Source organism: Vibrio sp. Isolate32, assembly GCF_022397955.1.
Lineage (GTDB): Bacteria > Pseudomonadota > Gammaproteobacteria > Enterobacterales > Vibrionaceae > Vibrio.
Genome location: NZ_JAKEUQ010000028.1, coordinates 38,264 through 54,748, shown reverse-complemented (window position 1 = coordinate 54,748; position 16,485 = coordinate 38,264). Strand labels below are relative to the sequence as shown.

Below are 16,485 nucleotides of genomic sequence, written 5' to 3'. Positions count from 1 at the left end.
GATTCCATGCCGAACTCAGAAGTGAAACACAATAGCGCCGATGGTAGTGTGGGGCTTCCCCATGTGAGAGTAGGACATCGCCAGGCTTCAAATTTATTTTCACTTTTCAAAAGTGAAGACAAAAAGTGTAATGAACGACTTGTCAGCGACGACAAGTAGTCCACTGCGGAGTGGTAGTTCAGTTGGTTAGAATACCGGCCTGTCACGCCGGGGGTCGCGGGTTCGAGTCCCGTCCACTCCGCCACTTATATAGAAAAGCCCTGCTAGAAATAGCAGGGCTTTTTTACATCTATCAAAAATGTATGTTGTATCAGGCTATATTCAGTAACCGATTGGTAAATAGCTAGAATGATAACTCAACTACATTACACCCTTAGAAAGCCTAGTCTTGCGACTAGGCTTTCGTCGTTTCTAGGTACTGGTCATTTATTCTTTGTCTAATAATCTTCCTTAGCTTACAACCTAAGCATTACGACTTTGATGAAGAAGCATCGCTAGAAATAGCGCGCCTTTACTGTATGTCTAGTGCTGCAGTCGAAAGCATTCGGCAAAGGCTCAGCCCGCTTCCCTGTTCATTACACAATTGAACATAAGCCTAATCCTTAAGACTAGGATCTTATCGTCTTGGTAATCAGTTTTGTAATGCGCTTCTCCTCAATGACGCCTGAATTTATCTTGATTAGAAGGCTTTGGCCTTAACAGTTACTTTGTCTTTGTCGTTTCTGGTAACAAATAGGCTATGAGGTTGGACGCTATACGATCTATCCTAAAATGGAAGATATGGCTGGCAGTCTTTTGTGTATATCTACTCCCTCTAATCGTGCCTAAAGTGTTTGTGTCTTATTTTGATGCTCTTATTAGAGTTGGCACTAAAGCTTCACTATGTGATATTGAGGGGCCTCATTGAAGTGTTATCTTTTGATGCTGTTTAATCTTAATTAAGTGAGATGAGAGGTTGTTGGAGGTGGGCTTACTGAGAGGGAATTTATAGATACAAAAAAGCCGATGCTGGGCATCGGCTTCTTATTTATACAGAGAGATTTAAGCTGGTTGAACCAGAGCGAGTGCCTTACGAGAAACCTCGTGGGCTGCTTTGGTTAAGTTCTGCTTCTCTAGTGCATCTGATAGGTATCCGTAATCTGATACATTTGAGCGAAGTGCCAGAGCCTTCTCGAAGTGATTTTGTGCTTCTGCCCACTTCTGTTCTCTCAGATAGAACTGAGCCAATGCACTGTGTGCTTCTGCATTATTGCTATCTTTACTGATAGCGCGCTCTAGCATAACAACCACTGGATGGTGATCAGCAAGGTTTAGCTCTGGAAGTAGCATGTAGAGCTCGTTCGAACCCATTTTAGCAATGTTCTCTTTGATAACAGTGAAAGCTTCTGCATCGGCTTTGCGTGCGATCAGTTGTTTTACGAAACAAGAGACAAGGTGTGGGCTTTGCTTTTGTTTTCTTGGAAGCTTGTTCCAGTGGCTGATTAAGCCTTCGCTGCCTTGTTGTTGTGCTACATCGTGAAGCAAACCACATTGTGCCTTCTGTTCTAATTCACTTTGTTCCTCAGCAGTTAGAAGCTTGTTCTTAGCGAGCTTTGGCGTTAGTTCCAGCAATGGTTGCCACAACTTAAGCTGCATGTAGGTCGCTTTTAGTAAGCCTAGGACCGCAGTGTTGTTTGGATGTGAACCTTTTAAGCTAGAAAGCGTATCGAAAGCAGCTTCATAGTTTGACTCACTGATTTGCTGTTTCGCTTTTGTTAGCTCTACTGCTAGCAGCGAATCATCTTGTTGGCTAGCCAGTTCGATGTATTTATCGCGTTCAGCATTGTTACCTTGCTCATGCGCTGCTTGAGAAGCCACTAGGTAACAAAGCAGAGGCATGTCGTGGTGGTTAGCCCAACGTGTGACTTTCTTCTCTGCACCTTTCCAATCACCTTCAAGAAGTTTGATGATGCCTTCATTGGTGTAGCGACGAGAACGCTTTAGTTTACGAACACTGAACCAATTCCAAGTTGTTGAACTTGCGTAAATCAGCTTTTTAAAGAGGTATTCTAGGCCGAATAGTGCCGCTAAAAGTGCAATCACAAAGATCGCCAGTGTGGTCACACTCATCTCAATTGTCTTATTGGCAATTGAGATGAGTACATAACCTTGTTGACCTGAAAACTGAGTGCCGACAAATAGACCAGCACCCAGAACGAGGAAAAGAAAGACTAAACGAATCATTATTTCTCCTCCGAGGTCATTACCGTCACCTCACGGCGTAGACGTTCACGAATCACATCAGACAACTGGTTCTGAGACTCAAGTTTCACAGGGTATTTAACGATGATGTTTTGTTCGCTTAGCTGTTTGATAGCCTTCTCAAACTCGATAACTGAATTGTCATCTTGGTTTAGGTACGACTTAGACCACTCGTTAGCTGTCTTTAGAGCTGAGCTATAAACTTCACCTTGCTCTTTGTAGACTGCACGAATTGCGGTTTCCAGCTTACCTTTGATGTTTTCACGCAGGTAGAAGTGCTGTTCTGGTGATAGTAGAGGGGTAACCTCGCCATCTCGGCTACGGAAAGTGATGAAGTTTTCGGAGAAGTCTTTCATCGACGTCATCAGGTTGCTTTGCCAATCATTGATGTCTTGAGATACGGCTTTTTTCTCGACGACTTCAGCCTCAGGAAGAATCGCATTCGCCAGAGGTAGTTTATCGACTTGTTGCTGAAGACTTGTGATGCGCAGGACTAAGCCATCGCGGTCGATCAGAGTAATAGTACGAAGCTTAGTGATGTCATTTGTCATAGACTGACGTAGAGAAACTAGGCTTGGATCGTTGAGTGCAGCGATACGCTGATCGGCACTTTCCATTAGTTTGGTTGCGCTAACAGCATCATGCTCAAGGAATAGTTTACGGCCAGCTAGTTTTACTAGGTAATCGGCTTCTGCAAGCAGCCAGTCATTCGGACGACGACCTTTCACATCAGCTACCGCTAACTGTAGGCTTTGAATGCTCTTTTGTTGTTGAGATTGTACAACCTGAGTTTTCTCTACCGCATGTGATGCTTCTTGAATAGTCTCTTGCTTGATGGCTTGTAGGTCTTTATTTACTGCTGATTGAGTATTTTGCAGCTGGGCTTGAAGTGCTGCGATTTGATCTGAATATTCAGCACTCTTTTTCTGCATTTGGAAGGCTATACCGCCGCTGAAAATAATAGAAATTGCGATAGCGATAGCGCCAAATTTCACACCGCGCTTGCCTTGTTTCTCTGCTTTTTCAATTTGTTCTTTGTGATCGGCTTGAAGCTGCTCATTGTGAGTCTTATTCGATGCAGGAGCATTAAGCTTTGGTTCTGTTTCTTTTAATTCAGCTGTTTCGTCTTTGGTCGCTACTGGCTGAGTATCTTGGTTCTGTTCAGGTTCAATATGCTCATTATTTTTTTTGCTTGTCATGCTTATTTCCTGTTTCTAGCTAGGGCTGGAGAGCAGCCAGTAATATTTGATTCGTAGCACTGTGAGTATTGGTCACGTTCGAGAAGCCGAGTTGTAGTGCTCGTTCTACTATGCGCTGACTTGGGACAAATAGGTGTCTTTTTGAAAGCCAAGTCAAATACTCATCAGGGGTAATTGAGTAGAGGTACTCCAATTGTTCCTGACTAGTTATGACAACTTTGGACGTTTTTTTGTTTATCCATGTTTGATAGGTATTGTGGTCGCTAATGGGAATATATTCTCTACGGTATGTCTCACAATAAGATACTTGTGCACCAAGGTTGAGCAAAGAATCCCTAATTAGCTCTCTCCCACCATTCCCACGTAGTATCAAAATGGATTTATTTTCTACGCCATTAAGTTCAGCAAGTTTAAGAAGATGTTCACTATCACTAACTTTAGGATAGTTTACTTTTTGTTTACAAGCTTTGCTTAAAACATGCGCAGTTTTTTGACCAACGCCAAGATAAAGTGGCGAAGTAGGCCAAATTGACGAAGTTTTAGAAAGGATGTTTTGAGCCGCGATTACTGCGTGGTGACTAACTGCAATAATGATATCGCTGTTATTAAGCTGGGTGCTTAAACCCACAGAGTTTGGATTATCAACGATACGAATCAGCGGATGATGGATTGCTTGAACCCCTTCATCCGCTAGTTGTTGGCAAAGCGATTGTCCCTCTGAACCGGGACGAGTTACCAACACGGTCATAATTATTCTTGGTCAGCGTAGAGCTTGGTTAAGATTTCTCGTGCACCATTATCTAGCAATTCATTTGCCAGAGTAACGCCAAGAGCTTCAGCCTCCTTACGAGGACCAGAGATCTCACCACGAACCATTTTAGAGCCGTCCGGTTCACCAACTAATGCACGTAGCCAGATGTTGTCGCCGTCTAATAGAGAGTAACTACCGATAGGTACCTGACAACCACCTTCTAATGTTAGGTTCATTGAGCGCTCGCACAATACACGGTCAGCAGTATCTTCATCGTTTAGAGGCTCAAGAAGTTTAATCAATCGTTCATCATCAAGACGGCACTCAATACCAACTGCGCCTTGGCCAACAGCAGGTAGAGACTGTTCTGGTTCGATGAAGCTACGTATACGCTCTTCTAGCTTTAGTCGCTTAAGGCCAGCTGCCGCTAGGACGATGGCATCGTATTGACCATCATCGAGTTTACCTAGACGAGTACCTACGTTGCCGCGCAGTTCTTTGATGATTAAGTCTGGGCGGTATTCCAGTAGCTGACATTGGCGACGCAGGCTACATGTACCCACGACTGCGCCTTGTGGTAGTTCGTTGATATTGTTGTAAGTATTTGAGACGAAAGCATCACGAGGATCTTCACGTTCACAGATAGTTACCAGGCCTAGACCTTCAGGGAAGTTGACAGGTACATCTTTCATTGAGTGAACAGCTAGGTCTGCTCGACCTTCTAGCATCGCTACTTCAAGTTCCTTAACGAATAGACCTTTACCACCCACTTTAGCTAGCGGAGTGTCTAGGATGATGTCACCTTTGGTCACCATAGTTACCAACTCAACCTCTAAACCAGGGTGAGTAGCTTGAAGCGCATCCCTTACAAAGTATGCCTGCCAAAGGGCAAGAGGGCTTTTTCTGGTCGCGATACGGATGGGGGCTGAATTTGTCATGGTGTTTCCGATATAGGTTCTGTAATAGTCTAATCCTACCATTGTGAGGCGAAAATTCTTACTGTTTGATCATTCGATACTTTGAGAGCTGAAGGATTTTCATGAGTTCACTAAAATAGTGTGATTGGTATCTCATTTGAAATATGGGCTATTATTAGAAGTAGTCAATAAAGAGGACACTACGGCGTCGTGAGTTTAACTTTCTGTCATTAAGGAATTGACCAGTATGAAGGGTTCCTTTGCTTTACCATTAAGGGTGAAAGTGTTAGATTGATCACGTTTTGTTGCTGCTTTCGTTCGGTAACTAAACAGAACTGCACTTAACCTCAAACCAAGGACTTACCTTGCAGGCTTACACTCAAACTTTGATTCAACGATTAGACAATCTAAATCAGCAGCGCATTGATCGTGCGTTGGCGTTGATGAATGTGCAAGGTCAACGAGTATTCAATCTTATTCCCGCATTGCTTCATTTCAATCACCCGATGATGCCTGGTTATTATGACCAACAAGTTCCTTTTGGAATTCGTAGCTTCACACTTAATGAATTCCAAAAGCAATTTGTCTCTGATACCGAATTAACGCTGGGTGGAAAACTCACCGAGGCTGCTGAGCCCGCAATTCTTGGTTTGTACACCATGGGCAGTACCTCTTCTATTGGTCAAAGTACTTCAAGTGACCTCGATATCTGGGTGTGTGTATCTTCGGATATGGATGGCCCAGCGCGCGATAGCCTAACCAATAAATGTCTTTTGATTACCGACTGGGCTGAGAGCTTAGGTGTTGAAGCTAACTTCTTTTTAATGGATGAAGAGCGTTTCCGTTCAAATCATTCTGAAGAGATGACCGGTGATAACTGTGGCTCTTCTCAGCACTTGCTGTTACTTGATGAGTTCTACCGTTCTGCCGTTCGTTTAGCTGGACAACGCCTGTTGTGGCAGATCATTCCGCCAGAAATGGAAGAGTGCTATGACGAATATGTTCAGGGCTTGTGCCAAGATGGCTACCTTGATTGTTCGCAGTGGATTGATTTCGGCAAGCTAAATCGTATCCCTGCTGAAGAGTACTTCGGTTCTAACCTGTGGCAGCTCTACAAAAGTATCGACTCACCGTATAAATCGGTGTTAAAGGCGATCTTGCTAGAAGCTTATTCATGGGAATACCCCAACACTCAACTACTGAGTATTGATACTAAGCGTCGCTTCTTCGCGGATGAACCTGATCTGTATGGTATGGATAGCTACTATCTGATGCTAGAGAAGGTAACGCGCTATCTAGAACGTATCAACGACCACACTCGCTTGGACTTGGTGAGGCGCTGTTTCTACCTTAAGACCCACGAGAAATTGTCGCGTGAAGCTGGCATTGGTTCTGTTGCGTGGCGTCGTGAAGCCCTAACTGAGATGACTAAATCTTGGAATTGGGGGCAAGAAACCATTGCCGAGCTCGACAATCGCCGTAACTGGAAGGTTGAGCAGGTGAAAGTGGTGCACCATGCGTTACTTGATGCCTTGATGCTGAGCTATCGTAATCTGATTCAATTTGCACGTCGTAACGACATTACTTCGGCAATCAGCCCACAAGATATCAGTATCTTGGCACGTAAGCTTTATGCTGCGTTTGAGGTATTGCCGGGTAAAGTCACGCTGCTGAATCCGCAAATTTCTCCCGATCTTCATGAGCCAGACTTGAGCTTTATTGAAGTTTGCCAAGGACAATCCAATAAAGCGGGTTGGTACTTGTACAAGCAGCCGTTGATCGCGCACCGTATTCTTGGTCAACGTTCGCTTGAGCATCATGAGTATTTAAGTAAGTTGGTGGCTTGGTCGTTCTTTAATGGTTTGATTACTGAGTCGACACGTCTGCACTCTGTGGTTCGTGATGCCCATATTGATATCGATAAGTTCTATCAAATGGTGAGTGACCTTCGTAATACCTTCTCTCTGCGTAAGCGCCGCCCGAGTATGCAGGCCCTGGCTAGCCCATGTGAGATTAGCCAGCTGGCGATGTTCATCAACTTTGAAAATGACCCGACTTCTGAATTAAGTGGTCGTGCATTAAAAGTGGATCTCAAGAATGCAGATATCTTCAGCTTTGGTGAAGAAGGTAAGAGCTTAGTCGGAAGTGTTGATCTGGTTTATCGTAACTCTTGGCATGAGGTTCGTACGCTTCATTTCCAAGGTGATACAGCAATGCTAGACGCACTTAAGACGGTTCTTGGCAAAATGCACCAAGATGCGTTGCCGCCAGAGTCGGTCGATGTATTCTGTTACAGCAAAAATTTACGTGGTGTCATGCGTAACATGGTGTATCAACTGCTTGCTGAGTGTATCGACTTACGATTGAAACCAATTGAACCCGAGAAGCGCCGCCGCTTTAAGGCTATTCGCTTAGCCAATAAAATGTTTGGTCTGTTCTTTGAGCGTCGCGGTGTGTCGGTACAGAAGTTGGAAAATTCGGTCGATTTCTATTGTAGTATCTCAACCAATAAGTTGAAGGGTTCACCTTTGCTGATGCTCGATAAAGAGCAAGAGTATCAACTGCCAGAAGTGGTGGACGGCTTTGCGAGTGAGGGCTTAATTCAGTTCTTCTTTGAAGATACCGACAAAGGTTTCAATATTTATGTATTGGACGAGTCGAACCAGGTTGAAGCCTATCACCAGTACAGTGGTGAAAAAGATGAGATGATCGCAAGTGTGAACACCTTCTACACATCGGTAAAAGATGAATCGAAGATGTCATCTAAATTGATCAACTTTAACTTGCCTCAGTACTACCAAATCGTTCACCCAGAAGAGGGCAACTCTTATGTTGTGCCTTATCGTAACGATGCTACGTTAGCTTCTCGGAGCTCAAAGATAGTTAACATCTAGTTTATTTAGACTGATTGATATTAAAAAAGGAGTGATTGATTCACTCCTTTTTAGTTTTGCTTACAAATGATTAGACCCAATCGATCTCTTCACCTGCGTGCTTCACGCATTCTTTTTTAACCATCTCAAATAGCTCCATGCCCGTCTTAGAACATGTCCACTTGTCGTCGATTAGTTTGAAGTGAAAGCCTCCAGATTTAGACGCTAACCAGATTTCTTTCATTGGTTCTTGGCGGTTAATAATGATTTGGCTGCGGTTCTCAAACTCTAGCGTCATCACGTTACCAGTCACTTCGTAATCAATATCTGCCTCTGAATCGTCGATAGCTTCTTCGATGTTTTGCATCTGTATATCGACTAGTTGATGAAATTCAGTCTCGTTCATCCTTTCTATCCTATTGCTTTTCCTGAGTGTGGTGCGATTATAGGGGGCATTGAGTTAATAATCACGATATGCAAAATGAAAAAATTAATTACCGCTCTGTTTATGCTGTCCGTTATTGGACTTTCTGGTTGTGGTCAAACGGGTCCGTTATACGATCCTGATGAAGTTCAGCAGACTGAACAATCATAATAAGTGAAACACGCAGAAATCGTTATTTATAAGGGATAAGAACTTTGGATTACTTCAATTATCAGGAAGATGGCCAGCTTTGGGCTGAGGACGTCGCACTTTCACAACTCGCGGAGCAATATGGTACGCCGCTGTATGTATATTCTCGCGCTACATTAGAACGCCACTGGAATGCATTCGATTCATCGGTTGGTGAGCATCCACACTTGGTGTGTTATGCCGTTAAAGCGAACTCGAACCTTGGCGTATTGAATACTCTGGCACGATTAGGTTCTGGCTTTGATATCGTTTCTGGTGGTGAGCTAGAGCGTGTAGTAGCAGCAGGTGGCGATCCAGCGAAAGTTGTGTTCTCTGGTGTCGGCAAAACAGCTGCTGAAATGAAACGTGCGCTTGAGTTGAACATTAAGTGTTTCAACGTAGAGTCTGAGCCAGAGCTAGAGCGACTGAACAAAGTGGCTGGTGAGCTTGGTGTTAAGGCGCCGATTTCACTGCGTATCAACCCAGATGTTGATGCGAATACTCACCCTTATATTTCGACGGGTCTGCGTGATAACAAATTTGGTATTGCCTTCGACCGTGCTCCTGCTGTTTACGCTTTTGCACAAACACTAGAACACTTGTCTATCCACGGTATTGATTGCCACATCGGTTCTCAATTGACTGACATCGAACCTTTCATTGATGCGACTGACCGTTTACTTGCCCTGATCGACCAACTGCGTGCTGATGGTATTAACATTAAGCACCTTGATGTTGGTGGTGGTTTGGGCGTGGTTTATCGTGATGAACTGCCACCACAGCCTTCAGATTACGCGAAAGCGCTATTGGCTCGCCTAGACAATCATTCTGATCTAGAGCTGATTTTCGAGCCTGGAAGAGCGATTGCTGCTAACGCTGGTGTATTATTAACGAAAGTTGAGTTCCTCAAGCCAACAGAGCACAAGAACTTTGCCATTATCGATGCAGCAATGAACGATCTGATGCGTCCAGCGCTTTACCAAGCGTGGCAAGATATTGTCCCAGTCAACCCTCGCCAAGGCGAAGCGGTAACGTACGATTTGGTTGGCCCTATCTGTGAAACAGGTGACTTCTTAGGTAAAGACCGCGACTTGGTGCTTGAAGAGGGCGATTTGCTTGCGGTTCGCTCTGCTGGTGCTTATGGCTTTGTAATGTCATCTAACTACAACACTCGTTCGCGTGCGGCTGAAGTGATGGTTGATGGCTACAAAACTCATCTAGTTCGTCAGCGCGAAGAGCTCACGAGCTTGTGGGAACTTGAAAACATTCTTCCGGAGTAATTTAAAGCGTTATGCACTTCCACTTTTCTAAAATGCATGGTTTGGGCAATGATTTCATGGTCGTGGACTGCATTACTCAAAATATTTTCTTTTCTCCAGATTTGATCCGTCGTTTGGCGGATCGTCACACTGGTGTGGGCTTTGACCAACTACTTGTGGTTGAGGCTCCCTATGATCCAGAAACTGATTTCCATTACCGCATATTTAATGCGGATGGCAGTGAAGTGGAACAGTGTGGTAATGGTGCTCGTTGTTTTGCACGATTCGTTCGAATGAAAGGCCTAACGAATAAGTACAGCATCAACGTCAGTACCAAGAAAGGCAAAATGGTTCTCAAGATTGAAGAGAATAACCTGATCACCGTGAACATGGGCATTCCAGAGTTCGAACCAAGCAAGATCCCATTTAAAGCTAAACAACCTGAAAAGACCTACATCCTAAGAACCGATGCACACACTTTATTCTGTGGCGCGGTCAGTATGGGTAATCCACATGTGGTGACCGTGGTTGATGATGTCGATACGGCAGATGTGAATACCTTAGGCCCGCTGCTTGAATCACATGAGCGTTTCCCTGAGCGCGTTAATGCTGGCTTTATGCAGGTGGTTAACCGTGAAGAAGTGCGTTTGCGTGTTTACGAACGCGGAGCGGGTGAAACTCAGGCTTGTGGTAGCGGTGCCTGTGGCGCTGTTGCGGTTGGTATTACTCAAGGCTTACTGGCTGAGAATGTGAAGGTGAGCCTACCAGGCGGTGACTTACACATTAGCTGGCAAGGCCCGGGGAAACCTCTGTATATGACGGGCCCAGCGACGCATGTGTTTGATGGCCAGCTTTCTTGCTGATAACGATACATAACAGATAGATACATAAAAAATAAAGGATAGGTTTTGTCTAACGTTGAAGCCGACGCACTCACCGCAGAAGTGGTCGCGGAATATTTACGTGATAACCCAGATTTTTTCCAAGACCGAAAAGATTTGGTGGATCGCCTTGCTATTAATAACGTTGAGCAGGGCGCTGTTTCTCTGGTCGAGATTCAGCTTAAACGTCAACGCCAGAGAATTGAAGAGCTAGAAGAAGAGATCACCGGCTTGATGTCTCTGGCAGCGAATAACGATAAAACCTTCTACGAGTTCATGGACCTGCAAGCGCAAGTACTGAAATGCAGTGACTTCATGCAGGTGATAAAAGCCGTTGAGCAAAAAGCGTTAGACCTTGGGCTTAAGGCTCATGTTCGAATTCTATCACAATCGGGTTTTTATCATTTAAGTGCTGAGGGTTACTCTAAGTTTTCGCTTAACCATTTCAATGGCAAAGATGCTTATCTTGGGCGCTTGAGAAAAGCCGACAGACACAATTTGTTTGGTGATTATCCAGTTCCAGAGCTAGGCTCTTATGTAGTACTACCGCTTGCTAAGCAGTCACCATTGGGTTTACTCGCCTTTTCTAGTGAAGATGGCGGACATTTCCAACCCCATATGGATACGCTCTTTTTACGCCATTTAGCACTTGTTGTCGCTCATTTGGCGGACACCTTACCTTGGCAGATAAATAATGAGCATAGAGCCCAAAATACCTCTTCCTAACAGCCTTCAAAAGCCACTTTCTCGCTTCTATGAGTATCTCAGAAGCGAGAAGGGACTCAGCCTACACACCCAACGTAATTACAAACAACAACTTGAAACCATGGCCAGTCATTTAGTCACGCTAGGATTGAAAGACTGGGGACAAGTCGATGCAGCGTGGGTAAGACAACTTGCCAGTAAAGGCATGCGTGAGGGAATGAAGGCGAGCAGTATTGCAACGCGTTTATCTTCACTGCGCAGCTTCTTTGATTTCCTTGTGTTGCGTGGCGAAATGACCGCCAATCCTGCAAAAGGGGTTTCTGCACCTCGTAAGCAGCGCCCGTTGCCGAAAAACCTCGATGTGGATGAAGTGGGTCAACTGCTTGATGTGAATGAAGACGATCCACTGTCGATTCGTGACCGAGCGATGATGGAGGTAATGTATGGTGCTGGATTACGACTGGCAGAACTGGTCGGCATCAACCTGAAGGATGTGTTGGATCGACAAGGCGAAATCCGAGTGATTGGGAAAGGCGACAAAGAACGCAAAGCGCCTTTTTCTGGTTTAGCGAAAGAGTGGGTCGATAAGTGGCTGCGAGTCCGCGGTGAATTGGCTTCTCCGGGAGAGGACGCGCTGTTTGTTTCCAAGCTGGGAACGCGCATCTCACACCGCAGTGTGCAAAAACGTATGGAAGAGTGGGGCAAGAAGCAATCTGTGGCGAGCCACATCAGCCCGCACAAACTGCGCCACTCCTTTGCGACGCATATGCTTGAATCGAGCCAAAACCTACGCGCTGTTCAAGAATTGCTGGGGCATGAAAACATCTCGACCACCCAAGTGTACACTCACTTGGATTTCCAACACTTAGCGCAAGCTTATGATCAGGCTCATCCGAGAGCGCGTAAGAAGAACAAAGATTAGATTAAAGGGTTTACTATGCGAATTTATCGAGGGTTAAAGCCCATCAAAGCCATGACCTTTGATTTAGATGACACCCTGTATGACAACTGGCCTGTGATCATGAAGGTTGAGAAGGAGATGGCACAGTGGCTTTATCAAAAGCACCCAGTGTCGGCTTCTTTATCGCTCGAAGAGTGGCAGGGCATTAAGCAGCAAGTCGCATCTGAAAACCCAGTATTGAAACATGATGTCACCGTGTGGCGTGAAACTCAGATTAAGAGTGGTTTGCTGCAATTGGGTTATTCTCAGCAGCAAGCAGAGCAAGCGGCTCGAGAAGGCATTGAGCATGCCTTGTGGTTGCGTAATCAAGTCGATGTGCCTGACGAAACACATCGAGTGATGACTGAGCTTAGCCAACGTATTCCTCTAGTTGCAATTACTAATGGCAATGTCGACCCGCACAAAATTGGCTTAGGGCTGTATTTTCAGTTAATCCTTAAAGCCGGCCCTGATGGCAGAGCTAAACCTTACCCAGATATGTTTGAAAAAGCTCAGCAGCACCTAGATTGTAATGCTGAGAATATTCTTCATGTTGGTGATCACCTCAAAACGGATGTCTACGGAGCCAAGCAAAATGGCTTCCAAGCATGCTGGTTTAATGACATTGGTTCCAATTTATACCACTCCCCGAAGGCGAGCCTGCTTCCTGATGTTGAAATAGACCAACTTAGCGATCTTATGCGACTAATTTAATGGCTAGGTAGGCTTATTGTGTCGCATTTATGATAGTGAATTGTTACATTAGTCGCCTATAAAAGCCTGATTAGGTTAGGATAATTGGCGACTACTTTTTAGCGATTCATTTCAGTCATAGCAGTGGTTGCGGGTTGTTACTTCACTCGATTTTGAACAAGGGTTGGCATGCAAACATTTACATTTCTCGCAAATACTGAGGCGTTATTTAGAGCTCAATTTGATCAGCGAGAATGGTGTGACAACAAACAGTACCTTATTCAAATCTTCTCAGCTCAATCTTCAGAACTGGCTCGTCAAATCGCGAGTGTTGCCCTCAATCGCTTAAACAATGCGACGCTAATCGGTCAGAGTGCTCGTCATGTTATCTGTGACAACTGTCTTGAGAGTACATGTACTTTAGTCATCATCAGTGAGTTTAACGAAACCCATCTAACCTCTGCGGTTCAGCCGTTTACTGGCAATCCAAATCAAGACAGCCAAGATCTCGCTTTTCAACTGCGCCTTACCGAAGACACCAAAACGGTTATCAGCTTGTGTGATCAGGTTGAAGGGCGTGATTATCCTATCTATAGCGCTTTTGAAAATTTGCCTTACGCCTTGCCGATTGCTGGTGGACTATGTCATGAGAATGAATTTGGCCGTTGGGTTATGTATAACGAGCAAACCTACCAGCACGCCTGTGTTGCGGTGGCTCTGACTAACCCAAGACTGAAGGTGTGGTCGGACGCGTACTCTGAGTGGAACCCAATTGGTATGAAGCTACGAGTCACACACGCAGTCGGACATCGCTTATACGCGTTGAATGACAAGCCTGCTATTGAAGTCTTCAAACATTACCTTGCGGATGGCAAAGATCTTCCTTTTAGCCAGCTGATGAGCTTTCCACTTTATCGAGAACTTGGCAGAAAGAGGGGTATCTCCACGCCTCTACGTATTAATGATGATGGCAGTATCGAGTTTGATAGCCCTTGGCATGTCGGTGAAGAAGCGCAGTTTTGCTATAATCACCCCTCATTGACTGCTGAAAAGGTGCGCCATGGTGCCGAGATGCTAGCCATGCATCAGCCTGAATCGGTGATCATCTATAACTGTGTATCTCGACTTGAGTTTATCGACAGTAAACTTGAGCTCAAGCCATTTGAAGGGATAGTGAACACGTGTGGTGTCTACTGTATGGGGGAGCTATACCGCAATGAAGACCGCCAAGAAATACTGCATCATAGCCTGACTTATATCGCTATGCGTGAGTCTGACGAGATTAAAGAGTTTCATTGTGAAGACTTTCAGTGTGGATCAACAGTGTCGCCATTGCTTAACCTTGTCAGAAATGCAGTCGCTGATCTTGATAGCATGAACACTCAGATGGAAAAGAAACTCCATCAACAAGCGCATCGCTTAACCGAGAGTTATCGTATTGATTCACGTACTGGTTTACCGAACCGTATCGCACTGAAGGAGCGTCTCAATACGATTCTATTTAGTGAACACTTACTCACGTTAAAGCTCACGAATTTCCATCAAGTTAACGAAAAATATGGTTATCAAGTGGGTGACCAGTTGCTGCTTGATCTGTCTAATCACTTTATTGAGCGATTGCAGATTCGTGTCGTGAAAGAGCCACGCGTGAAGATTGAGCTATTCAGTATTGGGGTTGGAGAGTGGGCGATTATTTTTAATGCCAGTGTTAGTTGTGCGAAAATCAAAGAAGGTTTCGTTGAGTTCGCAGATGATATCGAACACATTAATTTTGAGCCATATGATTTGGCTGATATCGATTACTTGTCAGTTTCTCTGTGTGGCGGCTTTGCTAGTCGTTGTGATTTTTTAACCGACAGCGGTGACGAAATCTTATTGAAAGCAATCGAAGCGCGACGCTATGGGGTGCGTAACAATACCCACATCACCAATGCAAAAGACATTCAGGTGAGCGAAGAGGACCGCAAAGAGCAACTCGTTTGGTTGAGTTGTGTGAGCCGTGCGATCTTAGATCAGAACATCATCACTTACTCACAGCCTATTGTGGAGGCGGGTACGCACGAAATAATTAGCCAAGAGTGTTTGGTTAGAATCATGGAATCGGACGGTACCATTGTGCCACCAGGAAAGTTCTTACCTATCATTGCTGATACGCACCTTTACACGCGTCTTAGTCGCCATATGATTAAGAACACTATCGGTTATATGGCTGATAAACAGAGCCCATTCTCGATCAACCTTTCTCCGCAAGACCTTTTAAGTGATAAGACTCTAGAGGTACTTGAGACAGCCATTAGCGGCATGAACGATCCTACTCGATTGGGGCTTGAGGTGCTTGAGTCTGAGCAAATTCGAGATTATGGCCGTATGATTGAGGTGTGTGACCACTTCCGTTCGTTAGGTGCAAGAATCATCGTTGACGACTTTGGTTCTGGTTACTCCAATATCGATGAGATCATTAAACTTGAACCGCAGATAATTAAGCTTGATGGCAGCTTGATTGGTAATATCGATAAAGACCAGAAGCAGAGAAACATTACTTCTCAGCTGGTGCGTTTGTGCCAAGTGTTTAATGCCAAAACGGTCGCTGAATTTGTTCATAATGAGCAAATCTGCCGAATTGCAGAAGACATGGGTGTCGACTACCTGCAAGGTTATTACTTCGGAGAGCCTAAACGGCTGTTCTGATGAGTGGCAAATGTCTGATGTTTCACGTGAAACACTATTCTGTCCAATGCATCAAAGCGAGATGTGAAAAGGGTGAGCTAGTGGCTCGCCCTTTTTTATTTTAGTGCTTAAGCACTCCGCATTACTCTATCTGAGAGCGTGTCCACTTTTGTCAGCTTGGAACACTTTTAGATAGTGCTGATAGTAATCTTCTATTTGCTTTGCTGCTTTAGCTTCATCTAATGCCTTAAGTAGCTCGATGCCAACCTCACAGGTACACAGGTGTCCGCTGACTTGATTGCGGCGTAAGGTATAGGAAGATTCATTGGTCACATCGAGGTGCACTTGAGGGATCGTTTGTAGCCAAGGACTTTTGTTGAGCATCTTTTTCGCTTCTTGCCACGTACCATCCAAGATGATTAATAACGGCATTCGTTCACTCGCTCTATCCGAAACCGCTTGCTGGCATTCAATGCTTTCATTACTTGGAAACAACAGCAAAGGCTGATGTGTTTCATCTTCAAGCAAAGCCAGTAGTTCGACTGGAGGCGTCTTGCGCTGCCAAATAAAAGACTGACACTGCTTGAGTGACTGTTGCAGTAGCTTTCCGGTATTGGTGTCTCGTGTTAGTTCATTCTCGTGAGTGAGTAGCACTAACTGGATTTGGCTTTCAGTATTCGGTATTCGATGACAAATACATTGATGAGTGAAACCACACCCACTGCAAGCTTGCTGATCACTCATGG

At 44.8% G+C, this 16,485-nt stretch carries 14 protein-coding genes and 1 tRNA gene; 9 read left to right on the top strand and 6 right to left on the bottom strand.

Annotated features, from left to right (window positions below):
- Nucleotides 1-167: 167 nt before the first annotated feature.
- A tRNA-Asp gene (locus L1D11_RS18550) sits at nt 168-244 on the top strand.
- Between the two features lie 797 nt (nt 245-1,041).
- On the opposite strand, the gene L1D11_RS18545 is transcribed toward L1D11_RS18550, so the two are convergent.
- Genes L1D11_RS18545 through hemC form a run of 4 tightly spaced genes read right to left on the bottom strand, consistent with a single transcriptional unit; the run spans nt 1,042 to nt 5,129 of the window.
- On the bottom strand, nt 1,042-2,223 hold the full coding sequence (locus L1D11_RS18545) for a heme biosynthesis HemY N-terminal domain-containing protein (protein ID WP_239831918.1): 1,182 nt from the start codon (nt 2,221-2,223) through the stop codon (nt 1,042-1,044).
- Nucleotides 2,223-3,440 (bottom strand): uroporphyrinogen-III C-methyltransferase, encoded by a 1,218-nt coding sequence (locus tag L1D11_RS18540; protein ID WP_239831917.1) that lies wholly within the window; start codon nt 3,438-3,440, stop codon nt 2,223-2,225. The genes L1D11_RS18545 and L1D11_RS18540 overlap by 1 nt, the downstream gene beginning before the upstream one ends.
- 19 nt (nt 3,441-3,459) lie before the next feature.
- Complete coding sequence (locus L1D11_RS18535) at nt 3,460-4,188, bottom strand: uroporphyrinogen-III synthase (protein ID WP_239831916.1); 729 nt, start codon at nt 4,186-4,188, stop codon at nt 3,460-3,462.
- Between the two features lie 2 nt (nt 4,189-4,190).
- A complete protein-coding gene (hemC, locus tag L1D11_RS18530; RefSeq protein WP_239831915.1) occupies nt 4,191-5,129 on the bottom strand; it encodes a hydroxymethylbilane synthase in 939 nt (312 codons plus the stop codon).
- A gap of 344 nt (nt 5,130-5,473) precedes the next feature.
- On the opposite strand from hemC, the gene L1D11_RS18525 reads away from it, so the two are divergent.
- Nucleotides 5,474-8,002, top strand: coding sequence for a class I adenylate cyclase (locus tag L1D11_RS18525; protein ID WP_239831914.1), 2,529 nt, complete (start codon nt 5,474-5,476; stop codon nt 8,000-8,002).
- Between the two features lie 70 nt (nt 8,003-8,072).
- Here L1D11_RS18525 and cyaY read toward each other — a convergent pair whose 3' ends face one another.
- Nucleotides 8,073-8,387 carry an iron donor protein CyaY gene (gene cyaY, locus L1D11_RS18520; protein WP_239831913.1) on the bottom strand — a complete coding sequence of 105 codons (315 nt, stop codon included), beginning with the start codon at nt 8,385-8,387 and terminating at the stop codon, nt 8,073-8,075.
- Here cyaY and L1D11_RS18515 point away from each other — a divergent pair.
- The 7 genes from L1D11_RS18515 to L1D11_RS18485 all read left to right on the top strand — a co-directional run bounded on the left by L1D11_RS18515 (nt 8,367) and on the right by L1D11_RS18485 (nt 15,760).
- A complete protein-coding gene (locus L1D11_RS18515; RefSeq protein ID WP_239831912.1) occupies nt 8,367-8,576 on the top strand; it encodes a lipoprotein in 210 nt (69 codons plus the stop codon). The two genes, cyaY and L1D11_RS18515, sit on opposite strands and share 21 nt — an antisense overlap.
- Before the next feature lie 44 nt (nt 8,577-8,620).
- Complete coding sequence (gene lysA / locus L1D11_RS18510) at nt 8,621-9,874, top strand: diaminopimelate decarboxylase (protein ID WP_239831911.1); 1,254 nt, start codon at nt 8,621-8,623, stop codon at nt 9,872-9,874.
- Nucleotides 9,875-9,885: 11 nt separating this feature from the next.
- Complete coding sequence (gene dapF, locus L1D11_RS18505; protein WP_239831910.1) at nt 9,886-10,716, top strand: diaminopimelate epimerase; 831 nt, start codon at nt 9,886-9,888, stop codon at nt 10,714-10,716.
- 45 nt (nt 10,717-10,761) lie between these two features.
- A complete protein-coding gene (locus tag L1D11_RS18500; RefSeq protein WP_239831909.1) occupies nt 10,762-11,460 on the top strand; it encodes a DUF484 family protein in 699 nt (232 codons plus the stop codon).
- Complete coding sequence (xerC, locus tag L1D11_RS18495) at nt 11,429-12,361, top strand: tyrosine recombinase XerC (RefSeq protein WP_239831908.1); 933 nt, start codon at nt 11,429-11,431, stop codon at nt 12,359-12,361. The genes L1D11_RS18500 and xerC overlap by 32 nt, the downstream gene beginning before the upstream one ends.
- A 15-nt stretch (nt 12,362-12,376) precedes the next feature.
- A complete protein-coding gene (gene yigB / locus L1D11_RS18490; RefSeq protein WP_239831907.1) occupies nt 12,377-13,093 on the top strand; it encodes a 5-amino-6-(5-phospho-D-ribitylamino)uracil phosphatase YigB in 717 nt (238 codons plus the stop codon).
- A 168-nt stretch (nt 13,094-13,261) separates the two neighbouring features.
- Nucleotides 13,262-15,760 carry an EAL domain-containing protein gene (locus L1D11_RS18485; protein WP_239831906.1) on the top strand — a complete coding sequence of 833 codons (2,499 nt, stop codon included), beginning with the start codon at nt 13,262-13,264 and terminating at the stop codon, nt 15,758-15,760.
- Between the two features lie 126 nt (nt 15,761-15,886).
- On the opposite strand, the gene L1D11_RS18480 is transcribed toward L1D11_RS18485, so the two are convergent.
- A complete protein-coding gene (locus L1D11_RS18480) occupies nt 15,887-16,483 on the bottom strand; it encodes a DTW domain-containing protein (RefSeq protein WP_239831905.1) in 597 nt (198 codons plus the stop codon).
- Nucleotides 16,484-16,485: the final 2 nt, after the last annotated feature.